This window comes from Mesorhizobium sp. M0633, from assembly GCF_040320645.1.
Lineage (GTDB): Bacteria > Pseudomonadota > Alphaproteobacteria > Rhizobiales > Rhizobiaceae > Mesorhizobium.
Window position 1 is genome coordinate 51,424 of the sequence record NZ_JAMYQC010000014.1, and the last position, 21,913, is coordinate 73,336.

At 62.9% G+C, this 21,913-nt stretch carries 23 protein-coding genes and 1 tRNA gene; 19 read left to right on the forward strand and 5 right to left on the reverse strand.

The genetic code is table 11. The annotated features are described in order from the left end of the window. Positions 1 to 31 precede the first annotated feature (31 nt). From NKI47_RS16735 to NKI47_RS16750, 4 genes are read left to right on the forward strand one after another with little or no spacing between them, the layout of a single operon-like run. The gene (locus NKI47_RS16735; RefSeq protein WP_023678980.1) at positions 32 to 442 is read left to right on the forward strand and encodes a VOC family protein; all 411 of its coding nucleotides are present in this window, start codon (positions 32 to 34) and stop codon (positions 440 to 442) included. Further along, entirely contained in the window at positions 442 to 1,104 is a 663-nt protein-coding gene (gene rdgB / locus NKI47_RS16740; RefSeq protein WP_023678979.1) for an RdgB/HAM1 family non-canonical purine NTP pyrophosphatase, read from the forward strand. Before NKI47_RS16735 ends, rdgB begins: the two co-directional genes overlap by 1 nt. Further along, the gene (gene hemW, locus NKI47_RS16745; protein ID WP_352575340.1) at positions 1,101 to 2,264 is read left to right on the forward strand and encodes a radical SAM family heme chaperone HemW; all 1,164 of its coding nucleotides are present in this window, start codon (positions 1,101 to 1,103) and stop codon (positions 2,262 to 2,264) included. The genes rdgB and hemW overlap by 4 nt, the downstream gene beginning before the upstream one ends. Before the next feature lie 4 nt (positions 2,265 to 2,268). After that, positions 2,269 to 2,592 carry a low molecular weight protein tyrosine phosphatase family protein gene (locus NKI47_RS16750; RefSeq protein WP_023678977.1) on the forward strand — a complete coding sequence of 108 codons (324 nt, stop codon included), beginning with the start codon at positions 2,269 to 2,271 and terminating at the stop codon, positions 2,590 to 2,592. 263 nt (positions 2,593 to 2,855) lie between these two features. Here the strand turns inward: NKI47_RS16750 and NKI47_RS16755 are convergent, their stop codons facing one another. After that, a complete protein-coding gene (locus NKI47_RS16755; protein WP_023678975.1) occupies positions 2,856 to 3,041 on the reverse strand; it encodes a hypothetical protein in 186 nt (61 codons plus the stop codon). Between the two features lie 176 nt (positions 3,042 to 3,217). On the opposite strand from NKI47_RS16755, the gene rsmI reads away from it, so the two are divergent. The 4 genes from rsmI (at position 3,218) to NKI47_RS16775 (ending at position 5,995) form a co-directional block, all read left to right on the forward strand. Then, a complete protein-coding gene (rsmI, locus tag NKI47_RS16760; protein ID WP_352591736.1) occupies positions 3,218 to 4,144 on the forward strand; it encodes a 16S rRNA (cytidine(1402)-2'-O)-methyltransferase in 927 nt (308 codons plus the stop codon). Continuing rightward, entirely contained in the window at positions 4,137 to 4,514 is a 378-nt protein-coding gene (locus tag NKI47_RS16765; RefSeq protein ID WP_023678973.1) for a YraN family protein, read from the forward strand. Before rsmI ends, NKI47_RS16765 begins: the two co-directional genes overlap by 8 nt. A gap of 192 nt (positions 4,515 to 4,706) precedes the next feature. After that, entirely contained in the window at positions 4,707 to 5,675 is a 969-nt protein-coding gene (locus tag NKI47_RS16770) for a complex I NDUFA9 subunit family protein (protein ID WP_352591739.1), read from the forward strand. 83 nt (positions 5,676 to 5,758) lie between these two features. Further along, positions 5,759 to 5,995, forward strand: coding sequence for a metallothionein (locus tag NKI47_RS16775; protein WP_254817997.1), 237 nt, complete (start codon positions 5,759 to 5,761; stop codon positions 5,993 to 5,995). 303 nt (positions 5,996 to 6,298) lie between these two features. Here NKI47_RS16775 and NKI47_RS16780 read toward each other — a convergent pair whose 3' ends face one another. Together NKI47_RS16780 and NKI47_RS16785 are read right to left on the reverse strand one after the other, a co-directional pair. Continuing rightward, a complete protein-coding gene (locus tag NKI47_RS16780) occupies positions 6,299 to 7,549 on the reverse strand; it encodes a flavin-containing monooxygenase (protein WP_352591742.1) in 1,251 nt (416 codons plus the stop codon). Between the two features lie 94 nt (positions 7,550 to 7,643). After that, complete coding sequence (locus NKI47_RS16785; RefSeq protein ID WP_352591745.1) at positions 7,644 to 8,450, reverse strand: undecaprenyl-diphosphate phosphatase; 807 nt, start codon at positions 8,448 to 8,450, stop codon at positions 7,644 to 7,646. A 161-nt stretch (positions 8,451 to 8,611) separates the two neighbouring features. Between NKI47_RS16785 and NKI47_RS16790 the strand changes: the two genes are divergently transcribed. The 10 genes from NKI47_RS16790 to NKI47_RS16835 all read left to right on the forward strand — a co-directional run bounded on the left by NKI47_RS16790 (position 8,612) and on the right by NKI47_RS16835 (position 19,115). Next, positions 8,612 to 9,304 carry a glutathione S-transferase family protein gene (locus NKI47_RS16790; RefSeq protein WP_023678968.1) on the forward strand — a complete coding sequence of 231 codons (693 nt, stop codon included), beginning with the start codon at positions 8,612 to 8,614 and terminating at the stop codon, positions 9,302 to 9,304. Further along, positions 9,285 to 10,445, forward strand: coding sequence for a tRNA epoxyqueuosine(34) reductase QueG (gene queG / locus NKI47_RS16795; RefSeq protein ID WP_352591748.1), 1,161 nt, complete (start codon positions 9,285 to 9,287; stop codon positions 10,443 to 10,445). The genes NKI47_RS16790 and queG overlap by 20 nt, the downstream gene beginning before the upstream one ends. Next, entirely contained in the window at positions 10,442 to 11,350 is a 909-nt protein-coding gene (locus tag NKI47_RS16800; protein ID WP_352591751.1) for an SDR family oxidoreductase, read from the forward strand. The genes queG and NKI47_RS16800 overlap by 4 nt, the downstream gene beginning before the upstream one ends. A 56-nt stretch (positions 11,351 to 11,406) precedes the next feature. Further along, on the forward strand, positions 11,407 to 12,501 hold the full coding sequence (gene mepA, locus NKI47_RS16805) for a penicillin-insensitive murein endopeptidase (RefSeq protein WP_502897405.1): 1,095 nt from the start codon (positions 11,407 to 11,409) through the stop codon (positions 12,499 to 12,501). Between the two features lie 121 nt (positions 12,502 to 12,622). Then, the gene (locus NKI47_RS16810) at positions 12,623 to 13,648 is read left to right on the forward strand and encodes a glucokinase (RefSeq protein ID WP_352451886.1); all 1,026 of its coding nucleotides are present in this window, start codon (positions 12,623 to 12,625) and stop codon (positions 13,646 to 13,648) included. Between the two features lie 119 nt (positions 13,649 to 13,767). After that, positions 13,768 to 15,627, forward strand: a complete 1,860-nt coding sequence (locus tag NKI47_RS16815; protein ID WP_352591757.1) for an ABC transporter ATP-binding protein — start codon at positions 13,768 to 13,770, stop codon at positions 15,625 to 15,627. Continuing rightward, complete coding sequence (dapB, locus tag NKI47_RS16820) at positions 15,624 to 16,457, forward strand: 4-hydroxy-tetrahydrodipicolinate reductase (RefSeq protein ID WP_023678962.1); 834 nt, start codon at positions 15,624 to 15,626, stop codon at positions 16,455 to 16,457. The genes NKI47_RS16815 and dapB overlap by 4 nt, the downstream gene beginning before the upstream one ends. Before the next feature lie 75 nt (positions 16,458 to 16,532). Beyond that, complete coding sequence (locus NKI47_RS16825) at positions 16,533 to 17,153, forward strand: 2,3-bisphosphoglycerate-dependent phosphoglycerate mutase (protein WP_023678961.1); 621 nt, start codon at positions 16,533 to 16,535, stop codon at positions 17,151 to 17,153. A gap of 73 nt (positions 17,154 to 17,226) precedes the next feature. Continuing rightward, positions 17,227 to 17,311: transfer RNA gene (locus tag NKI47_RS16830), tRNA-Leu, on the forward strand. A gap of 97 nt (positions 17,312 to 17,408) precedes the next feature. Beyond that, positions 17,409 to 19,115: a DUF6538 domain-containing protein gene (locus tag NKI47_RS16835; RefSeq protein ID WP_352591760.1), complete on the forward strand. Its 1,707-nt coding sequence runs from the start codon at positions 17,409 to 17,411 to the stop codon at positions 19,113 to 19,115. 287 nt (positions 19,116 to 19,402) lie between these two features. Here the strand turns inward: NKI47_RS16835 and NKI47_RS16840 are convergent, their stop codons facing one another. Together NKI47_RS16840 and NKI47_RS16845 are read right to left on the reverse strand one after the other, a co-directional pair. After that, positions 19,403 to 20,293, reverse strand: a complete 891-nt coding sequence (locus NKI47_RS16840; RefSeq protein WP_352591763.1) for a hypothetical protein — start codon at positions 20,291 to 20,293, stop codon at positions 19,403 to 19,405. A 485-nt stretch (positions 20,294 to 20,778) separates the two neighbouring features. Continuing rightward, entirely contained in the window at positions 20,779 to 21,294 is a 516-nt protein-coding gene (locus NKI47_RS16845; protein WP_352591765.1) for a P-loop nucleotide/nucleoside kinase family protein, read from the reverse strand. 376 nt (positions 21,295 to 21,670) lie between these two features. Here NKI47_RS16845 and NKI47_RS16850 point away from each other — a divergent pair, with 376 nt between their 5' ends. After that, positions 21,671 to 21,868, forward strand: a complete 198-nt coding sequence (locus NKI47_RS16850) for a hypothetical protein (protein ID WP_352591768.1) — start codon at positions 21,671 to 21,673, stop codon at positions 21,866 to 21,868. The last annotated feature ends 45 nt before the right edge of the window (positions 21,869 to 21,913 follow it).

A 21,913-nucleotide genomic window follows, 5' to 3' on the forward strand; every position in this document is an offset into this window, starting at 1 on the left:
TGCGGTCAATATTGATGAGATTGGCGATCCTGTGACCCCTTCTGCAATCCTGGAATCAGCACTCTACGTGACGGACCTTGCTGCCGCGGAACGGTTCTATTCGGGCGTGCTCGGGCTCGATCTGCTCGGCAAGGTCGATGGCAGGCATCTCTTCTTCCGCTGCGGCGACAGCGTGCTGCTTATGTTCAATGCCGAGGCGACCAAAGTGCCGCCGCCGGCCGACGCCAAGCTCAAAGTACCGCCGCATGGCGCGGTCGGCCAGGGCCATCTTTGCTTCGCCGCAAGCGCGGATGAAATCCCACGCTGGAAAGCGCATCTTGAGGCGAAGAAAATTGCCATCGAAAGCGAGTTCGAATGGCCGCAGGGCGGCCGCTCGATCTATATTCGCGACCCGTCGGGCAATTCGATCGAATTCGCCGAGCCAAGAATCTGGGGCATCTGATGCATTCGCCAACTGTCCATTCGCTTGACGGGCATAAGATCGTCGTCGCCAGCCATAATGCCGGTAAATTGCGGGAATTCGCCGATCTGATGGCGCCATTCGGCATAGAAGCGAAGTCCGCAAAGGAATACGGCTTGCCGGAGCCGGACGAGACCGGCACCACTTTCGAGCAGAACGCCCTCATAAAAGCCTTGGCCGCCGCCAAGGCCACTGGACTGCCGGCGCTGTCGGACGATTCCGGCCTGTGTGTCGATGCGCTCGACGGCGCACCCGGCGTCTACACCGCCAACTGGGCTGAGACGCCGGACGGCTCCCGCGACTTCGGCATGGCCATGCAGCGCACGGAAGTGGCCTTGCAAGAAGTTGGCGCGATCACGCCTGCCCAGCGCAAGGGCCGCTTTGTCGCGGTCATCTGCCTGGCCTTTCCCGATGGCCAGGCGGAATATTTTCGCGGTGAGGTCGAGGGCACGCTGGTATGGCCACCGCGCGGCGAGCTCGGCTTCGGCTACGATCCGGTGTTCTTGCCCAACGGGTTCGAAAAGACCTTCGGCGAGATGAGCGCGAAGGAAAAGCATGGCTGGAAGCCCGGCCAGCCAACCACATTGTCGCACCGTGCCCGCGCCTTCCAGAAATTCGCGCAAGCCCGATTGGCCGGCGTATGACCATGCTGCTCGACCGCAGGCCTGGTTTCGGCGTCTACGTCCACTGGCCGTTCTGCGCGGCCAAATGCCCGTATTGCGACTTCAACAGCCATGTCCGCCACCAGCCGGTCGACCAGGAGCGTTTTGCCCGCGCCTTCGAGACCGAGCTGGCGACGATGCGCGGCCGCACCGGACCGCGCGAGGTGACCAGCATCTTTCTTGGCGGCGGCACGCCATCGCTGATGAAGCCGCAGACCGTGGCGGCGGTGCTGGATGCAGTGGCGAAGAACTGGACGGTGCCTGATGGCATCGAGGTGACGCTGGAGGCCAATCCTTCCTCGGTCGAGGCCGAGCGCTTTCGCGGCTATCGCGCGGCCGGCGTCAACCGGGTATCGCTTGGCGTGCAGGCGCTGCACGACAAGGATCTGCGCTTCCTCGGCCGTTTGCACAATGTCGATGAGGCCCTGCATGCGATCGGCCTGGCGCGCGAGATATTCCCACGGCTGTCGTTCGACCTGATCTACGCGCGGCCGGGCCAGACGCTTAAAGCGTGGCAGACGGAGCTCGAGCAGGCGATCGGCCACGCCGCAGACCATCTGTCGCTCTATCAGCTGACCATCGAGGAAGGCACGCCGTTCCATGCACTGCATGCGGCAAGGAAATTCATCATTCCAGACAATGAGCTTGCCGCCGATCTCTACGCGTTGACACAGGAGATCACCACCGCGCGCGGACTGCCGGCCTACGAGATTTCCAACCACGCCAGGCCCGGCGCCGAAAGCCGGCACAATCTCACCTATTGGCGTTATGGCGAATATGTCGGCGTCGGTCCCGGCGCGCATGGCCGGTTCGTCGAAAATGGCCGCCGCGTGGTGACGATCGCCGAGAAAATGCCGGAGACCTGGGCCAATCTGGTCGAGGCCAAGGGTCATGGCGTTACCGGCGGCGAGGTCCTGACGCGGTCGGAAGAGGCCGACGAGTTCCTGCTGATGGGGCTGAGGCTGGCGGAAGGCATCGACCTTTCCCGCTACGAGGCATTTTCAGGGCGCGGCCTGTCGACGGCACGGCTGTCGGTGCTGCAGGACGAAGGCCTGGTGGCGCCGATCGGCAATGCCCGCCTGCGCGCCACGCCGGCCGGCATGATCGTGCTCGATGCGGTCGTGGCGGATTTGGCCAGATAGCACGTTGAAGAACGTTCTCTTCATCTGCAGCCAGAATCGCTTGCGCAGCCCGACGGCGGAGCAGGTGTTTTCCAAGCGGCGGGACATCGAGGTCGCTTCGGCCGGCACTAATCACGATGCCGACATACCGTTGACGCATGAACTCGTCGCCTGGGCCGACATCATCTTCGTGATGGAAAAAACGCACCGCGCCAAACTGCAGCAGAAATTCAAGACAAGCCTGAAAAAGGCTCGAGTAATCTGCCTCGATATTCCCGACGACTATGCATTCATGGACCCGGCTCTGGTGGGCCTGCTGGAGGCGCGTGTCTCGAAGTATCTGGGTTGAATGATACATCGCGGAGCATTCGCAACCGCGCTTCGAGAACTGTCTCGACCGATCGCTAAGGTTTGCGGGGTCAAGCCTCGTGCTTGTGGCGGTGTTTGGCGCGATCTTTTTCGCTGGTCTCTCCGGAACGGGCCGGCTTGATCTCGCTTTTGTCGCGTGAGGCATGGTGCTGGTCGTCTGTGGAATGTGACGCTGCGCCATCGCGGGCGCTTTTTGTTTCGAGGCGGGTGATGAAAATGTCGAAGCGATTGGGCATCGTCCGGTCAGTGCTCCATCGTGCGGTCGGTTTCGTTTGCGGGCTTGCTCTCTGCCGATCGCTGGCGTGCAAGCGGCTTCTTGGCTCTGCCATCTGCGGCTTCGGCAGGCAGGCTCTTGTCGCATGGCGCGGCGAAGCGTTTGCGGCCGGCATAGTAGGGTTCGAAAACGTCCTGTATCGTCAGGCTGTTCATCCTGCTCCTCCCGAGATCAGGGGTAAAATTCGCCGGCAACGGTTTCGTTCCCTACTGTGGCGAAGGCATGGCGGCCGGTTCACGTCGGCATCCCTTTTGGAACCAGGGCCTTTGCAACCCAGGCTTTTGCAACCAAGCGTGAGCCGTGCCAAACAGGGTCGAACGGAGTTGTGCAGGTGACCGGCGAATCGGCCAAACGCAGTTATGTGGTCGGGCAGACCGAAATCGCCGCCCGGCCGCTCGAGCCGGCGCTCTACCTGGTCGCGACGCCTATCGGCAATCTCGCCGACATCACGCTGCGCGCGCTGGAAACGCTCGCCGCCGCCGATATCGTCGCTTGCGAGGACACACGTGTCAGCCGCGTGCTGCTCGACCGCTACGGCATCCGCCGCCGCACCACCGCCTACCACGAGCACAATGCCGGCGAGGCCGGACCGAAGCTGATCGCGGCGCTGCTGGCCGGCCAACGCGGAGCGCAGAACTCGGCTCCCGGCACGCCGCGCATCTCCGACCCCGGCTACCGGCTGGTCGGTGAGGCGCTGGAACGCGGCATTCGTGTCGTGCCGATCCCCGGACCGTCGGCGCCACTTGCCGCTTTGACGGCATCCGGCCTGCCTTCGGACGCGTTTCTGTTTGCCGGCTTCCTGCCGGTGAAGACCGGGCAGCGGCTGACGCGGCTGGAAGCGCTGAAGGCGGTGCCGGCAACGTTGATCTTCTTCGAATCGCCGCGCCGGCTGGCCGAGACGCTCAGTGCCATGGTCGAGGTGCTGGGCGGTGCCCGCAAGGCGGCCATCGGCCGCGAGCTGACCAAGACCTTCGAGGAGATGCGGACCGGCACCCTGCAGTCGCTCGCCAGCCATTACGCCGCAGCTGATACGCCGAAAGGCGAAATCGTCATCTGCGTCGGCCTGGCGGATGTTGTCGCTGATGAACCGGCCGACATCGACCGGCTGCTGCTTTCGCTCGCCGCCGAGATGCCGGCCTCCAAGGCAGCGGCGGAAGCCGCCAAGATGACGGGTGGCCAGAAGCAGGCGCTCTATCGTCGGCTGCTCGACCTCAAGAATGCCGGAAGAGACGGGGCCGGCGGAGACGGCGATGGCTGAACGGCCGAGCGCCAGCCGGCAAAAGGCCTACCGGCGCGGCCATCACGGCGAATGGCTGGCGGCGGCGGCGCTGATGCTGAAAGGCTACCGAATTCTTGCCCGCCGCCACCGCACCAGGTTCGGCGAGATCGACCTGATCGCGCGGCGTGGCGATCTGGTGCTGATCGTCGAGGTCAAGGCGCGCCGCACGCTGATGGAGGCAATGGAAGCCGTCGGTCGCGAATCGGAGCACCGCATCGAAGGCGCCGCCGATTTCTGGCTGTCGCGCCAATCCGACTACGGAAAATTATCGGTGCGCTTCGACATGGTGGCGGTGCTGCCGTGGCGCTGGCCGGTGCATGTCGAGAATGTGTTTTACGGGCGAAACTAGGCCATTCTCGACGTGGGGTCGTTTTGCTGCGCCTGCGGTTCAGATCATGGTTTGCCGATCTGTCAAGCATCCGCCCAGCGCTGACTGGAACAAAAGCGTTCCTGCGTTGTTCCCCAATCGTCCTGATGTTCGACGGGCTGGTTCAAATGCCGGCCAGGGCAGTCCGCGTGGCAGCTATGCGAGGACAAAGGGATGGCGAGGCAAATGGATCCCGACGATCTCAACCCGGAACGGATCGTCACCGTGTTCGGCGGAACTGGCTTTCTCGGGCGCAGGATCGTGAAGCGGCTCCTGGAAAGAGGTTTCACGGTGCGCGCCGCATCTCGCCATCCGGCTCGCGTGGCCCTGGTCTTTTCCTCGATTACAAGGATGCCCGAAGCAGTCGAGGCGGATATATTGGATGCGTCCTCGATCGGGTCGGCCATTACCGGATCACAGGCGGTCGTGAATGCCGTCAGTCTTTACGTCGAGCAGGGCGTCCAGACCTTTGAACGCGTGCATGTGAAAGCCGCGGCCGATCTCGCTGCCGCGTCGCGCGACCGCGCGATCGACCAGTTCGTCCAGATTTCAGGGATCGGCTCCGATCCTCAATCGGATTCGAATTACATAAGGGCGCGTGGGCGCGGAGAAGGTGCCGTGGAAAGCGCATTTCCCGGCGCTTTCATTGTGCGTCCCGCCGTCATGACAGGACCTGACGACGCTTTCCTCACGACCATTGTGAGGATGATACGCCTCCTGCCGGTCTATCCGCTGTTTGGCGATGGTGGCACACGGCTTCAGCCGGTCTATGTGGCAGACGTCGCAGAAGCAGTGAGCCGGCTGATCGACGGGCGAACCCAGGGTTCATCCATATTCGAATTCGGTGGCCCGCGTATCTATACCTATAAGGAACTGCTTCGGGAGATCGCCCGACAGCTCGATACGCACGTCAAGCTGATGCCGGTGCCGTTTGCGGTATGGAACGCCTTGGCTGGCGTCGCGGAACTCCTCCCGGCTGCCCCCATAACGCGCAACCAGATCGATCTTATGCGTCAGGACAATGTGGCAGCAATCGACGCGCCTGGCCTGAAGGAACTCGACATCGAGCCGCGGGATATCGACGAGGTGATCCGCGTGATCGAACAGCGCCGTCGCGTAGGCTCGCTCTCGTCTCCGGCTTAGGACGGCCCCCTGATCCTGGCGGGAACCTATCGCCGCGCGACAGGTTGGTCGAGCTTGAAGCCAGTGAAAGAAGGAGAAGAACTATGGCCAGATGCGATCAATGCGGGAATGACTACGACAAGGCTTTCAACGTGACGATGGCCGACGAGACCTACACATTCGACAGCTTCGAATGCGCGGTCCAGAAACTTGCTCCGACGTGTCCGCATTGCGGATGCCGGATCATCGGACATGGCGTCGAACAGGATGACATCATCTACTGCTGCGCACATTGCGCCGCGGAGGAAGGCGCGAGTGCGCTGACCGATCGTGCGCCTTGACGCACCTCCTTTGGCGTCTCCAGGGCGACCATTCCGAACGACTGCGCCGGCTCATCCCATATGGCCAGTGCTGTCAGCACGACGACGACCAGCCGAGGTCAAGGCCGCCGCACGCTGATGGAGGCAATGGATGCAGCCGCGAATCGGAGCGCCGTATCGAAGGTGCCCGCGATTTCTGGCTGTCGCACCAATGGACTACGGAAAATTGTCGGTGCGCTTCGACAAAATGCAGCGTGCGTCGTCTTGATCGCGCCAGAGCTGTCATGTTCTTGCACGTTCAAGAACCCGCGTTCGACGGCTCGTTTAGACGCCGTTCCGTGGCAAGTCGGCTCCCGCTTGGACAAGTCGCTCCACGACGGCGGCCGCCTCCTCTGGAATGGCCGGTATGGTGCCCGACTTCCGCGTCGATCCGAAATCGAGGCCGGCGAAAAAGAGACCTGGAACAGCGCCGACGCCATCCTCGTGGACGGGCTGGCCGGCTGCATCGAGCGCGCCGGGAAGCCGAACCCATGAGAAATCGCCGGTGAAGCCGGTGCACCAGATCACTGATCTGATGCCGCTCGCCGTCCAGTCGAGGGAGCGGATCGGAGGATCGGGCAAGCGCGGTTCAATCGTCTCGGCCGGATCATCCTCGGCCAGTGGCGCATCGAGGCCGGCGCGCTCGATGTACTCGTCAACCAGGCGCTTGGCATTCGCGGAGACCTCGTCGGCAAATCGCATGTAGTCGTCGAGCTCGTCGCCGAAGACGAGGCTGCCATTCTCCACTCCCCTGAAGCGGCCGAGCAGCACCACGCCTTGCGCACTCAGCGATTGCAAACTGATCGTGTGCGTCGCGCCGACCAGCGCGCGGGCCTGCAGCTTGCCGGAGGGGAGGACGAGTTCCTTGCGCGGAACGTCGAGAAAACCGGACAGCGTCAGCCATTTAAGTATGTTGCCCCCGCGGTAGCGCCGCACCCAACGGCCGTTGCGGCTGGTCGCCAAGAAGACCACACGTCCTGCCAACGCCAGATCCTCGGCGATCTGGCCGCCCGACTGGCCGCTGCCGACCACCAGCACCGCGCCACTCTCGAACTCGGCCGGGTTGCGATAAGCCGAGGAATCGACTTGGCCAATTGCGGTTGGCAAATCCGCCGACCCTGCTGGCCGGACCTGCCGATTCTGGTCGCCGGTGGCGATCACCACGTTGCGCGCCAGAAATGCCCCGTCCGTCGTGGTGATGCGAAAGATCCCGTCGTCTCTCGTCAGCTCTTGCACCGGAGTTTGGGTGCTTACCGGCAGGCGGTGCCGCTCGGCATAGCCTTCGAGATACGCGACAAATTCGTGGTGGGTTATCGCGCCCCACGGCTCGGGCCCCTCGTAGGAATCACCGGGTAAGATGGAGCGAATGGTCGGCGAATTCAGTCGAAAAGAGTTCCAGCGCTGCGTTCGCCACGTTTCGCCGATCCGGCCTCGATCGAGCACACGGTGGTCGCGGTCCTGCCGTTTCAAGAAGTAGCTGACGCCGAGTCCCGCCGGACCGGCGCCAATAACGAGGGCGTCAAGAACTTCGCTCACGCATTCCCCCTGCCAACCATACGTCCACAAGATCGTATGGCTCGGCTTCGGGCAAGAATAGAGTTCCGGCTGGGATTGCGCTATCCGCGCCGGCTCACCCCCAAATGGCCAGTGCTGTCAGGCCGACGATGCCGACGACCAGCCGCCACCAGCCGAACAGCGCATAGCCGTGGCGCGAGACGTAGTCGAGCAGGAAGCGCACGACGATCAATGCCGAGACGAAGGCGGCGACGAAACCGACGGCGATGATGGGCAGGTCGGCGCTGCTCAGCACATTGCGGTTCTTGAACAGGTCGAAGGCGAAGGCGCCGACCATCGTCGGTATGGCGAGGAAGAAGGAGAATTCCGCCGCCGCCCGTTTGTCGACCCCGAGCAGCAGCGCGCCGACGATGGTCGAACCCGAGCGCGACGTGCCGGGGATCAGCGACAAGCACTGAAACAGCCCGATCTGCAGATAAAGCCTGGTCGGAAACCGCTCGACATCGTGGTAATACGGCTTCGGCTTCATGCGATCGACCAGCAGCAGGATGACACCGCCGATGATCAGCATGATGCAGATCAGCCGCGGCGATTCGAACAGCACCGTCTTGATGAAGTCATGCGCCAGTGCGCCGATAATGGCCGCCGGCAGGAATGCGATGAGAATGCCGAGGACGAAATGCCGCGTCAGCCGATCGTAGGGCAGCTCGAGCAGCATCTTCCAGAGACGGCGGAAATAGACGCTGAGGATCGCCAATATGGCGCCGAGTTGGATCAGGATTTCGAAGGCCTTTCCGGTCGAATGAAAACCGAGGAAATGGCCGGCGAGCAGGATATGACCGGTCGAAGACACCGGAATAAACTCGGTCAGGCCCTCGAGCATGCCGAGCAGCAGCGCTTCGACGACGGTCTGGCTTTCCATGGCTACCTCGGCGTTGGAGTGAGGGCTTGAGAAACGGCTTGCTTGTCACGGCGCGGAACTCCCCCTATAGGTCCCAGCACCCTGACAGCCCGCTGAATCGGGCGGCCAAGACTTACCGGCGCAGCCGGCGATTTGCCAGTGCGCTTTATTATCGCGGGACCATGCTGACGCTTTTCCACCATCCGATGTTCGCCAGCTGCCGCTTCGTCCGCCTCGCCTTTGGCGAGTATGGCGAGGAACTGGCGCTGATCGAAGAGAAGCCGTGGACGCGGCGCAAGGAGTTCCTGGCGCTGAACCCGGCCGGCACGCTGCCGATCCTGCTCGCCGAAGGCGACGTGCCGATCGTCGGCGCAGTGGTCATTGCCGAATATCTCGACGAGACGCGCGGCGTACTCAAGCGCGACAAGCGGCTATTCGCCGAGGATCCGATGGAGCGCGCCGAAATCCGCCGGCTGACCGACTGGTACCTCAACAAGGCGGAAAGCGAGGTTACCCGGCATCTGGTGCGCGAACGCGTTCTGAAGCCGGTCATGCCGGAAACGGCAGGCGGCGGATCGCCCGATTCGGCGGCGATCCGCGCCGCCCGCGCCAATATCCGCCAGCACATGAAATACACCAACTGGCTGGCCGGCACCCGTCATTGGCTGGCCGGCAACAAGGTCACCTATGCCGATCTCGCGGCGGCGGCAGCACTGTCGGTGCTCGACTATCTCGGCGAGATCGACTGGCGCGAACACAGCGCCGCGCGCGAATGGTATACAAGGGTGAAATCACGGCCTTCGTTCCGGCCGCTTCTGTCCGACCGGGTGCGCGGCCTGTCGCCGGTGTCACATTATGCGGACCTCGATTTCTGATACGGCAAAGCTGCGCGCGCTGATCGACCGCGAGGCGCGGAATGCCGGCTTCGACGCCGTTGCCGTCACCACGCCCGATGCGATTCCGCAGGCGCCGGAACGGCTGGCCGAATTCGTTGCCGACGGCTTTCACGGCTCGATGGGCTGGATTGCCGAAACGCTCGAGCGGCGAGGCAAACCGACGACGCTTTGGCCAGAGGTCCGCTCGATCGTCGTGCTGGCGATGAATTACGGCCCCGACCACGACCCACGCGACATCCTGGCAAAGCGCGACCGCGGCGCGATCTCGGCCTATGCGCAGAACCGCGACTATCATGACGTGATGAAAGGCCGGCTGAAGGAGATCGCCGGCAAGATCGTGGCGCGCGCCGGCGGGGACGTGAAAGTGTTTGTCGACACCGCGCCGGTGATGGAAAAGCCGCTGGCCGAGGCGGCCGGCCTCGGCTGGCAAGGCAAGCACACCAACCTGGTCAGCCGAACGCATGGCTCTTGGCTGTTCCTCGGCACCATCTTCACGACGGCCGAACTGGTGCCGGACGCGCCTGAGGACGACCATTGCGGCTCCTGCCGCGCCTGTCTCGACGTTTGCCCGACGGACGCCTTTCCGGCGCCTTACCGGCTCGATGCGCGGCGCTGCATTTCATACCTCACCATCGAGAACAAAGGACCGATCCCGCATGAGTTCCGGGAAAAGATCGGCAATCGTATCTATGGCTGCGACGACTGCCTGGCCGCGTGCCCGTGGAACAAGTTCGCCCAAGCCGCTTCGGAGGCAAAGCTTGCCGCCCGCGCGGACTTGCGCGAACCGCCGCTCGCCGAGCTGCTGCGCCTCGACGACGCTGCCTTCCGCGTGCTTTTTTCGGGCTCGCCGGTCAAGCGCATCGGCCGCGCCCGTTTTATCCGCAACGTGCTGATCGCCGCCGGCAATTCCCAGGACTTGTCGCTGGCCGGCGCCGTCCGCGCGCTGCTCGACGACGCCTCGCCCCTGGTTCGCGGAGCTGCGGTATGGGCGCTGTTGCGGCTGGTGCCGAGTCGGGAGTTTGCCGAGCGTGCAGCGGCCGCATTGCAAGCAGAAGATGACGAGGCGGTGAGAGGCGAATGGCTTCTGGCCCTGCCAAAGCCGATCGAGGCACATACATGACCAAACAGCAGATTTTCATCTTCGGCGCCGGTTATTCGGGCAAGGCCTTTGCCCGCGCCAACAAGGATGCCGACACAGCGATCTTCGGTACAACACGGTCGCTGGAAAAATTCGCGGCGCTGCGGCAAGCCGGTATCGTGCCGCTGCGTTTCGATGGCACGCTGACCTCCGAAATCGGCGATGCGCTTGGGAAGACAACCCATCTCGTCGTCTCGGTCGCGCCGGACGAGGCCGGCGACCCGGTGCTGGGTGCGGCTCGCGAGGTGATCACGGCCAACATGCCGGAGCTCGAATGGATCGCCTATCTCTCGACCGTCGGCGTCTATGGCGACCATGGCGGCAATTGGGTGGACGAGGCCGCCGAATGCCGGCCAGTATCGAAGCGATCAGCGATGAGGGTTGCCGCCGAGCAGGATTGGCTGAAACTGGGCCACGGCACCGGCCGGCCGGTGGCGATCCTGCGGCTTTCCGGCATTTATGGGCCAGGCCGCAACGCCTTGGTCAATCTGGAAAACGGCACTGCGCGGCGGCTGGTCAAGCCGGGCCAGGTGTTCAACCGCATCCATTGCGACGACATTGCCGGCGCGCTCTGGCATCTGGCCGAAGGCAATCGCGGCGGCATCTTCAACGTCACCGACGACCTGCCGGCGCCGCCGCAGGACGTCGTCGCCTATGCCGCCCAATTGATGGGCATCGAGCCGCCGCCCGAAATTCCGTTCGAGACCGCCCAACTTTCGCCCATGGCGCGGTCCTTCTACGGCGAGAACAAGCGTGTCGCCAACGCGGCGATCAAGGCGGCCGGCTATGGGTTTCGCTTCCCCGACTACCGTTCGGCGCTCGACGCCATGTGGGCGAGCGGCGACTGGCGCGACGGCGAGGCGCGCAGCCCGATGAAACGGTCATGATCGATACGTTGCGCGGGGCGTGGTATGATGCGGTTCAAATCGCGGAGGGGTCCAGCTTGGGGAAGACGTTAAAGCGAGCCTTGCCCGGCAAAACACTGCTGCTTTCGGCAGCACTGGCCGTCGCCAGCTTGACAGCGCTGGCAACGCAGACGGCGGGCGCCGAGGAACGGGCAAAAGACCTGTTTGGCGCCAAAAGGCTGCCGGCGGTCGCAGCAGCGCAATCGATCGGCTTCTACTCCAAAGGCTGTTTTTCCGGCGGCGTCGCCCTGCCCATGGATGGCCGGCACTGGGAGGTGATGCGGCCGTCGCGCAACCGCCGCTGGGGTCATCCCGCAATGATCGCGCTGATCGAGAAATTGTCGCGCGACGCTGCCGCCGACGGCTGGCCGGGCCTATTGATCGGCGACATTTCGCAGCCGCGCGGCGGGCCGATGCTGACCGGCCATGCCTCTCACCAGATCGGCCTCGACTCCGACATCTGGCTGACGCCGATGCCCGACCGCAAGCTTTCTACCGAAGAGCGCGAAAACATCAGCGCTACCTTGATGGTCGATGAAAAAACTCACCTGGTGAAGGACGGGCTGTGGACGCCGATGCATACGCGGCTGTTGAAGCGCGCCGCGAGCTATCCCGAAGTCGAGCGCATCCTGGTCAATCCAGGGATCAAGAAGAAGCTCTGCGACACGGTCAAAGGCGACCGCGGCTGGTTGCGCAAGGTCAGGCCGTTCTGGGGCCACGACTACCACTTCCACATTCGCATCGGCTGCCAGGCTGGATCACCCGACTGCAAGGCGCAGGAAGCGACGGCGCCGGGCGATGGCTGCGACCAGGCGCTGGCCTGGTGGTTCACCGAGGGGCCGTGGCGCCCCAACAAGAACCCGGACAAGCCGAAGGCACGCGACGTGATGACGATGGCGAACCTGCCCAGACAATGCCAGTTCGTGCTCGACGCGCCGGCTCCGGCCTCGGCCGAAGCAGTCACCTACTATGGCGACGGCGTACCGATCGCGGCAGAACCCGCTCTCGCGGCAGAACCTTCGCCGCCGCCGACGGTCGCAGCCGGCGCGGCAGCGCTTCCGGCCTCGGCGAACGCCTTTGTGGCGACCCCCGAGATCGGCATTCCGCTGCCGCGGCCACGACCGGGGCACTGATGCGGGCAGCGTGTTTGCTGTCTGCATCCGTGCATCTCCACTTCGAAAACCGATTTCCCTTTTTGCGGTCATGCGCTAGTCAACGAGAGAACGGCGATACGCGTCGGGAACGGACGAGAGCATGCCAGGCGTAAGCGACGACGACACTCTGTTGCGATTTCCGATCCTGATCGGCGACATAGGCGGCACCAATGCGCGCTTCTCGATTGTGCTCGACGCGAATTCCGAGGCCGGCGAGCCGACGATCGTCCAGACCGCCAACTTCAATACGATAGACGAGGCGATCCAGTCGGCCGTGCTCGACCGCTCGTCGGTCCGGCCGAATTCAGCTGTGCTGGCGGTAGCCGGTCCTGTCGAAAGCGACGAGATCCCGCTTACCAATTGCCCATGGATCGTCAAGCCGAGACAGATGTTCGCCAGTCTCGGTCTCAGCGACGTCGTGGTGCTCAACGACTTCGAGGCGCAGGCGCTGGCTGTCGTCGCGCTCGGCGAAGAGCACATGGAAAAGATCGGCGGCGACGAGCCGGAACCGAATTCCGGGCGGGTGGTGCTCGGCCCGGGAACTGGGCTCGGTGTCGCCGGGCTGGTTTATGCGCTGCATCACTGGATACCGGTACCCGGCGAGGGCGGCCATATGGATATCGGCCCGCGCTCGCCGCGCGATTTCCAGGTGTTTCCGCATATCGAGAAGCTCGAGGGCCGCATCTCCGGCGAACAGATCCTGTCCGGACGCGGCCTGGTCAATGCCTACCGGGCGGTGGCCAAGGCGGACGGCAAGCCGTCGCCCTTTACAACGCCTGCCGAGGTCACCGCCGCGGCACTGGCAAAGAACGATCCGGTGGCCGAAGAGGCGCTGTCGATCTTCGTCACTTGCCTGGGGCGCACCGCCGGCGATCTCGCTCTAGTGTTCATGAGCCGCGGCGGCGTGTTTCTCACCGGCGGCATCGCGCAAAAAATCCTGCCGGCACTGCGCACCGGCAATTTCCGCGCCGCCTTCGAGGACAAGGCGCCGCACAGCGCCCTGATGCGCAGCATGCCGGTCTATGTCATCACCCATCCGCTGGCGGCGCTTTTAGGGCTGGCCGCCTATGCCAGAAATCCGTCGCTGTTCGGCGTGCAGACGGCGGGGCGGCGCTGGCGGGTCTAGGATACAAGCTGCGCCGCGACGAAGTTTCGCCGTCCTCGGCCATAGGCAAGCCGCCATCGGGGCGTTAAGAGGTTGCCGAATTGCAGCCGGCCGAAGCCAAAACCACAAAGCGCTCCAACTTGACACTTCCAGCACCAACCAAAGGGAAAGCCCGGCCCAGCGAGATCGTGGCGGTGATCCGCCGCATCGTCGCCGAGAACAGCCGCGATTATCGCTGGTACTATGCTCTTGCCGTGCTGTGCCTGGTGACGATCGCGGCGACGACCGCCTTCACCGCCTGGATCATGAAGGATGTCGTCGACCAGATCTTCTATAAGCAGCGCGGCGATCTTATCGCGCTGATCAGCGTGTCGATCCTGGCCGCCTTCATGCTGCGCGGGCTGGCCAGCTACGGCCAGGCAGTGACGCTGGCCAAAATCGGCAACAATCTGGTGGCGCGCTACCAGCGCCGCATCTTCGACCACCTGATGAAGCTCGGCGTCAGCTTCTTCAACGACACCCGCTCGGGCCGGCTCGCCGCGCAGATCAACGAGAACGTCAACGGCATCCGCGATCTCCTGTCGATGACGCTGACATCGCTGGCGCGCGATGCCGTATCGCTTGTCGCGCTGGTTGGCGTCATGATCTGGCAGGACCCGATGCTCTCGGCGATGTCGCTGCTGATCGGGCCGCCCTTGATCTACAGTGTCACCTATCTGATGCGCCGGGTGCGTCGCATCACGCGTGAATCGGTGCAGATCAACTCGCGGCTGATCGGCGCCATGCAGGAAGCAACGCAAGGCATCGCTATCGTCAAGGCCTTCACCCTGGAAGACGAGCTGTCGCGCCGCATCGGCGGCCTCGTCGCGGGCGCCGAGCAGCGGGCAAACAAGATCGCCCGCGTCTCGGAACGGCTGACGCCGATCTCCGAAATGCTGGCCGGCTTCGCCGTCGCCGGTGTCATCGCCTATTCCGGCTACCGGGCGACCGTCGGCGGCCAGCCGCCGGGCGCGGTGTTTGCCTTCATCACCGCCCTGCTGCTTGCCTATGACCCGGCCAGGCGGCTGGCGCGTATGCAGGTCGGCATGGAAAAGTCGCTGGTCAATGCGCGCATGATCTACGAGCTTCTCGACCTCGAGCCGCAGCAGGGTGACGTGCCGGGAGCCGCCGAGGCGAAATTCACCTCTGGCGAAGTGCGCTTCAACAACGTGTCCTTCCGCTATGTCGAAGAGGCGCCGGTCCTGCAGGACCTGAGCTTTGTCGCCGCCGCCGGCAAGGTGACCGCCATCGTCGGCGCCTCGGGCGCCGGCAAGACGACGCTGGTTGCGCTGCTGCAGCGCTTCCACGACGTCGAGTCGGGCAGCATCGAAATCGACCGCCAGGACATTTCAAAGGTCACCAAGCATTCGCTGCGCGGCTCGATCGCCTATGTATCGCAGCAGCCCTATCTGTTCGAAGGCACCATCCGCGACAACATCCGGTACGGCAGGCTGAGCGCCACCGACGCAGAGATTGAACGCGCCGCCCAACAGGCCGCGGCACACGATTTCATCCGCCAGCAGCCGCAAGGCTACGACACGCCGGTCGGCGAGAACGGCGTGACGCTGTCGGGCGGCCAGCGCCAGCGTGTATCGATTGCACGCGCTATCGTTCGGCAGGCGCCGATCCTGCTGCTCGATGAAGCCACCTCGGCGCTCGACAACGAGGCCGAGGCCCGCGTCCAGGAAGCGCTGACCCATGTCATGGAAGGGCGCACCACCATTGTCATCGCGCACCGGCTGTCGACGGTGGTCAATGCCGATCATATCATCGTGCTGGAGCAGGGCCGGCTGGTCGAACAGGGCACGCATGCCTCGCTGATGGCCGACCCGCACAGCGTCTATGCCCGGTTCCACCGGGTGCAAGGCAGGAAAGGGCTGGGGCTTGTCGATGACGGCGAGCCAATCCAGAGTGCGGCGGAAAATGGTCGCGCGAAAAAGGCGGCCGGGAGACATTCATGAGTGACACGCCGACCGTTAGTGAAATGGGCCTGGTGGTGGTGGGCGCGGCCGGCCGGATGGGCCAGGCGCTGATCCGCGCCATCCACACGATACCGGGCGCCCGCGTCGCCGGCGCCATCGAGCGGGCCGGTTCGCCCCATATCGGCAAGGATGCCGGCGAGCTGGCCGGCGTCGGCAGGCTCGAGGTGGCGATCGGCGACGATCCGCTGCCGGCCTTCGCCAAGGCCGACGGCGTGCTCGATTTCACCACGCCGGCGGCGACCGTCGAATTCGCCGGCTACGCGGCGCAGGCGCGCATCGCCCATATCATCGGCACCACCGGCTGCTCGGCTGAAGACAATGCCAGGATCGCGGCGGCGGCGCGGCACGCGACGGTGGTCAAGTCAGGCAATATGAGCCTCGGCGTCAATCTGCTGGCGGTGCTGGTTGAGCAGGCGGCGCGCGCGCTCGATGCCGACGATTTCGACATCGAGATCCTGGAAATGCACCACCGGCACAAGGTCGATGCGCCGTCGGGCACGGCGCTGCTGCTCGGCGAGGCCGCCGCTGCCGGGCGCGGCGTAGCACTTGCCGGCAACGATGTTCGCGTGCGCGACGGCCATACCGGCGTGCGCAAGGCAGGCTCGATCGGTTTCGCCAGCTTGCGTGGCGGCTCGGTGGTCGGCGACCACAGTGTGGTGCTGGCCGGTACCGGCGAGCGCATCACGCTTGCCCATCATGCCGAGGACCGGGCGATCTTTGCCCGTGGCGCGGTCAAGGCAGCCCTGTGGGCGCGCGGCCGCAAGCCGGGCCTCTATTCGATGCGGGACGTGCTCGGCCTGACAAGCTGATCCACAGACTTGGCTGATCCACAGACTTGGCTGATCCACAAGATTTGGCTGATTCACAAAATTGAAGGAGCAAATATGTCGAGAACTCTCGTGCTCGTGCGCCATGGCCAGAGCGAATGGAACCTGAAGAACCTATTTACCGGCTGGCGCGACGTCGACCTGACCGAACTGGGCCATGCCGAAGCCAAGGCGGCCGGCGCCAAGCTCAGGGCGCGCGGCATGAAGTTCGACATCGCCTTCACGTCGTCGCTGATCCGGGCGCAGAAGACCTGCCAGCATATTCTCGACGCCGTTGGCCAGAGCGATCTCGAGACCGTTCGCGACCAGGCGCTGAACGAGCGCGACTATGGCGATCTCTCCGGCCTCAACAAGGATGATGCGCGCAAGAAATGGGGCGAGGAGCAGGTGCATATATGGCGCCGCTCCTATGACGTGCCGCCGCCCGGCGGTGAAAGCCTGAAGGACACCGGCGCGCGCGTCTGGCCCTATTACCTGCACGATCTGCAACCGCATGTGCTGCGCGGCGGCACCGTGCTGGTGGCGGCGCACGGCAATTCGCTGCGCGCGCTGATCATGGCGCTGGACGGCAAATCGGGCGAGGAGATCGTCAAGCTCGAGCTCGGCACCGGTGTGCCGATCATCTACACGCTCAACGCCGATTCCACGGTGGCGTCGAAAGAAGTGCTGGAGCATTGAGCCGGAGAAGGAACGCGGCTTTCAAAAAAGCGCGTTGACACTCATCCCTCGCCCGCTTAATGAGCGCGCACCAGCCCAGATGGCGGAATTGGTAGACGCGCACGGTTCAGGTCCGTGTTCCGCAAGGAGTGGAGGTTCGAGTCCTCTTCTGGGCACCATCATCTTGTAAGTACCTGATTTCATTCAGGTTCTGATTTTGCTTTTCCAGTTCGGCCCAGTTGTAACAGTGACTGTTATAGTCGGGGCTCGAATCGGATGGCGAAACTGCCCGAACGGATGATGGCGCGAAGCGGCACTTTTTATTGCCGGATTTGGGTTCCCACGGACATTGCCCCTATATACGGGCGTAAAATCGTGGTCCGGTCCTTGCGCACAAAAGATTTGAAAACAGCGAAATCACGTCTCGCCCGCAAGAGCGTCGAACTGGAAAACCGGTTTGACGAGATTCGTGCTGATCAGATCGCCGGTGACAATCTTGGCTTTGCTGCGCCGCCGGACCCCCGGACGATCCGTGCCCGCTTCAGCGAGATCGCCCGTGAACACGCCATCGCTGCGAGCGATCATGAGTTCTCCCGCCGTGCGGCGCTCTTCAGCCAGGCGAGCGCGGCTCCCACTCGGTTCTGGCGCGGCGAGTTCGGACCTCTGCCGGTGCCGGCCGACTTTGGGCACGACGTAGAGGATGCCTATACTTATTTCGACCACCTCGTTGCCGAAGGTGATCTCGAAAAAGTCATCGCCTTCGTCAATCGCTTTCGTCTCGGCAAGCGCATCAAAATCCTGCAGGGCATGCGGGCGACCGGAAACCTTGGCGAATTCGTTGCGACGGCCGAGGACCGCATACCCGGAATGAATCGGCCGGATGCGATCGCTCTTGGCCGGTTGCTGCTTCAAGACGAGTTAGATGCCCTTCAGGCAATTGCCGATGGGCAGGCCGATCCATCGTTGGGCGATCTTCGTGCAAGCAATTTTCGGCAGGCGGAGAATCCTGAGGCGCCTAGCTTGGGCAGTTCCCTGCCGCCGGCACCAACCGCCAAGCCGATCTCGCTCGATGAACTTTTCGAGCGCTGGGAGGCGGAAACCGATCCGAGCGCCAGCACGCTTTCGAGCTGGCGGGGTATCACAAGGGACCTCAAGTCGTTTGTCGGCGACAAGGCGGACGACATTACTCGCATCGCCGCCGAAGATATCGTCGGCTGGAAAGACAAGCTCGTCAAAGCCGACAAGGCGGCGGCAACCATCTCGCGAGGCTATCTCGGCTGCGCCCGTGCGCTGTTCAGGTTTGCCGTGGCGAACAGGCTCGCGGCGTCCGATCCCTCCCAGGGCATCAAGCTCACGCGAAAGATGAAGGCGGGCAAGAAGATGCTCGGCTACAGCGGCGAGGAGGTGGCTCGTCTGCTGGACCTGGCCAGCAATGCTTCTGACCCCTGGAAGAAGTGGCTGCCGTGGCTGGCAGCCGCGACGGGCTCTCGAATTGGGGAGGTCGCGCAGCTCCACGGCGGTCATGTGTTTGAGGAAAACGGATATCAGGTCGTCAAGATCATGCCCGCCAGCGACGCCGGTAGCCTTAAGAATGCCGAAAGCGAAAGGACGGTGCCGATCCATCCTGCGCTTCTTAAAGCTGGCTTCCTGGAGTTCGTGGCGGAGAAGGGGCAGGGTCCACTCTTCTATGGCCGCTCGTCAGGCGATCCAAAGCGAAAGCACGCCTCGAAAGGTGTTGCCAACCGGCTGGCGTCCTGGATTCGAGCGAACGGGTTTTCCGACCCGCGCAAGGCTCCAAATCATGCGCTGAGGCACTGGTTCAAGACCGAAGCTTCGCGCGTCGGCATACCCGATAGCGTGGCCGACGCTATCCAGGGCCACACCGACAGCAGCTCCTCAGGTGTGTATAGGCATATCGCCTTGGCGCTTATGGCATCATCGCTCGACAAGATCGAACTGCCGCCTCGCCGCGGCGCGTCCTGAGACACTTAGAGCTACGCGTCTGCGCTGTAGCAAGCTCATAACTTCCTGATTGCGACGAAAGCGGTCATCGCCGAACCACTACTCAGACGTTGCATTTGGGCCGGTTCCAGACTGTCCGCTTCAGGCACCGAGGGTGGGATAGCTGCCATTCGTCGCGAGGCACATAGAACGCCTGCTTCCGGCCCAAGATTGGCAACGGAAAATCACTGCCTCTTTGGATGCAGATGGACGTGGCGCATTCTCATCCGGAAAACAAGGATGGTCTTTCGTTCGCCGCCCACCGCGCGTCAGTTCTTGACCCCCACTCGAGCGCGCAGCGTCGCCGTGACATGATCCTCGCGCGGTTCAACGAAATCGATAGCGTCACCATTCCTCGATTGAAGGCTGATCGTCTTCCAGTTCTCGCCACCTACTAGGACGCGAGTGACAAGCTCGGCGACTTGACTGGCCTGCTGAACAGTCGCCGGATCGAGTTTGAAATCGTCATCAAGCAGCGTGCGGACGTCCCATAGAGGGACGGTCCCATCGTCGACGGGGCTGCGTCGCATCGCTCCCGTAAGGATACCTCCATCGATCGCACATGACAGCGAAGACATTTTCAAGAAACTCAACCGATGGTCAGGACGCGCAAGATCGGCAGCAACTGTCGCGATATGCAGAGCAGCTAACCCAGCCTCGGGGGTACTCCATTGCTCAGAACGCTCGCGTAGGCGCCCGATGGTGTGATCTGAAATGTAAACAGATGGGGCGACGTCAAAAGCGTCGCGCCTGCCCCGATTTGTAGTGAAGGTGGCGCATAGTGCAGTTACTCCGCTTTCGTGCTCCAACCCTTGAAGCGGATGGCTGCCATGCACCAGCATGCGCAGATCGAATATCGTTGCCTGCCGGTTGCCTTCCAAAAATAGCGCGATGCGAAAGCCACGATCAGAGGGAGGGAGGCGCTCCAGACGCGTGGCAGCGGCATCAAGAAGCTTTACCCGTCGCGGCGGCGATCTTTCATCCATGAACGCATGACGCAACGCTACTTGCGCATCGCGCCACGTCGTCGCGTTGCCGCGGGGATCGAGCGCAGGCGCGCCTATTCTCTCTCGTCGAGCAATCTCGTAAGCGAGATTTTTCGCGTAGATGCGCGCTTCCGTACCAAGTTTGCCAGGCGACTGTCTCATGACGGCATCCATAGCGCATTCCCACCATTTGGGTATAGGCGAGCGGATTTTGGTTCGGCGGGATCGAGAGGCGACACTGCGGAGCGGGGCGGATAGCGCGCACGTCGCGCGAATAAAAACAGAGCGCCCCGTCGCTGGGACGCCCTCACGTCGGCCTTCGTTGAAGCGAGTAGCCATGGGGAGTTCCTCTCGTTGAAGGAACTTCATCGTCTGATAGCAGCCTTTACCTGCTCACGGACGATGATTTACCGCAGCCCCACAACTAGGCGACCCTCCCGCGGAGCGGGTTTGTACATGAGGCGCCTTGCGCCCGGCAGCCTTGGGGCCGTTTCCGGATGGTCAGATTTCGGGTGCTGCTCATGTGATAGCTGCCGTTATGTTGCCGCCCCAAAGCAGACCTTCGCACAATGAGCAAGACCGCCAGAATGCTGCTAAAGATCTCGTGTCATCTTACGCAGAATGAAAGAGCCGATCCGGACGCACCTACGATGCCCGGCTCAGAATGCGCCGGCGCCGTGGCGCGTCGTCGCGGGGTGGATTTCCCGATCATAAAGCGCCAGTTCCTCGGAGGTTGGCGGCTCGAACAGCTTCGACCACCTAAGAAGGTCTGCCCGCGCGATGTCGAATGTGCCGACTGGAAGTTCGGCGTTTCGCCGGGAGAGCCGCTCCCAAAGCTCGTCAAACGGAACATCGAGGAAGCAGAGGACGACGCGGGCACCAGCTGCACGCGCTTCGTCCCGGCAGGTGTCGCGTTCTGCCCGTGACCACAGTCCCCAATCCACGACAACGTTACACCGAAGCCTGATGGCACGCAGAGCGATCTGCCATTGTAGGCTCTCGACCCTACCTCGGTACGGACCAGTTTCTGCTTCTGGAGTAGAGAGGCCGGGGTAAAGCTTGTGCATCCAGTCGTCTCCGGTCAGACGGAGGGCAGATGCTTCTTGTTCGATTATCTTGGCGAGCGACGTCTTCCCTGAACCGGGAAGACCGCAAGTGAGGTAGAGCGTGGGCATTTAGAATCTCTGATTTGGCTTGGCAAGTGCAAGTGACGGCCCTGCGTATCTTGCAGGACTGCGCTTCGCTCAATGCCGCTAGGCGCGGCCAATCAGAGGTGTGTTGCCATAGCTTATTTAATAGGCCCGCTCTGCTCGCGGGTCAAGACGGAGTGTCTGGGGTGAACTCATCGGCTCCGCTCCTCCCAGCTAAGGGAATCCGGTGCCGGAATCTCTAACTCCAAATGCTCCAGTTGATGGGCTCCGACACCGATCAACAGTTGACATTCCTCAAACGCAGATTTTAGATCACGGCTAACGAACGGACTAGGCTCCGAAATCAACCGTTGATCGCTAAGTCAAGCAATCCGTGAGGCTCTAACCAAAGGAGGCGTCGATGAAAAGCAAAATTGAATCGGTCTCGCTGGATGTGGATATTGTGGAACTCCTCAATCTCTACACCAGGGCTGTGGAGAACGGCGATCCGGAGGCGGTTACGTTGGTCAACGGCGCAGTGGGCGAAGCGGTTCAGATTCGTGCAGCGCATATGCAGATGTTAGTCAACGAAGCGATGGCTATCAGTCGGCTCAAATAGACGACGAAGGGGCGGGCTCTGTACGCCTATTGCGCGGCGGAAGGA

What these genes read in the sequence shown, in the direction of transcription:
- NKI47_RS16835 (WP_352591760.1), top strand. Translation starts at nt 17,409, where the DNA reads ATGGCGAAACTGCCCGAACGGATGATGGCGCGAAGCGGCACTTTTTAT.
- NKI47_RS16850 (WP_352591768.1), top strand. Translation starts at nt 21,671, where the DNA reads ATGAAAAGCAAAATTGAATCGGTCTCGCTGGATGTGGATATTGTGGAA.
- NKI47_RS16790 (WP_023678968.1), top strand. Translation starts at nt 8,612, where the DNA reads ATGCTGACGCTTTTCCACCATCCGATGTTCGCCAGCTGCCGCTTCGTC.
- NKI47_RS16785 (WP_352591745.1), bottom strand. Translation starts at nt 8,450, where the DNA reads ATGGAAAGCCAGACCGTCGTCGAAGCGCTGCTGCTCGGCATGCTCGAG.
- NKI47_RS16770 (WP_352591739.1), top strand. Translation starts at nt 4,707, where the DNA reads ATGGCGAGGCAAATGGATCCCGACGATCTCAACCCGGAACGGATCGTC.
- NKI47_RS16810 (WP_352451886.1), top strand. Translation starts at nt 12,623, where the DNA reads ATGCCAGGCGTAAGCGACGACGACACTCTGTTGCGATTTCCGATCCTG.
- queG (WP_352591748.1), top strand. Translation starts at nt 9,285, where the DNA reads ATGCGGACCTCGATTTCTGATACGGCAAAGCTGCGCGCGCTGATCGAC.
- dapB (WP_023678962.1), top strand. Translation starts at nt 15,624, where the DNA reads ATGAGTGACACGCCGACCGTTAGTGAAATGGGCCTGGTGGTGGTGGGC.
- NKI47_RS16800 (WP_352591751.1), top strand. Translation starts at nt 10,442, where the DNA reads ATGACCAAACAGCAGATTTTCATCTTCGGCGCCGGTTATTCGGGCAAG.
- NKI47_RS16845 (WP_352591765.1), bottom strand. Translation starts at nt 21,294, where the DNA reads ATGCCCACGCTCTACCTCACTTGCGGTCTTCCCGGTTCAGGGAAGACG.
- hemW (WP_352575340.1), top strand. Translation starts at nt 1,101, where the DNA reads ATGACCATGCTGCTCGACCGCAGGCCTGGTTTCGGCGTCTACGTCCAC.
- NKI47_RS16755 (WP_023678975.1), bottom strand. Translation starts at nt 3,041, where the DNA reads ATGAACAGCCTGACGATACAGGACGTTTTCGAACCCTACTATGCCGGC.
- NKI47_RS16765 (WP_023678973.1), top strand. Translation starts at nt 4,137, where the DNA reads ATGGCTGAACGGCCGAGCGCCAGCCGGCAAAAGGCCTACCGGCGCGGC.
- NKI47_RS16825 (WP_023678961.1), top strand. Translation starts at nt 16,533, where the DNA reads ATGTCGAGAACTCTCGTGCTCGTGCGCCATGGCCAGAGCGAATGGAAC.
- rdgB (WP_023678979.1), top strand. Translation starts at nt 442, where the DNA reads ATGCATTCGCCAACTGTCCATTCGCTTGACGGGCATAAGATCGTCGTC.
- NKI47_RS16840 (WP_352591763.1), bottom strand. Translation starts at nt 20,293, where the DNA reads ATGGATGCCGTCATGAGACAGTCGCCTGGCAAACTTGGTACGGAAGCG.
- NKI47_RS16775 (WP_254817997.1), top strand. Translation starts at nt 5,759, where the DNA reads ATGGCCAGATGCGATCAATGCGGGAATGACTACGACAAGGCTTTCAAC.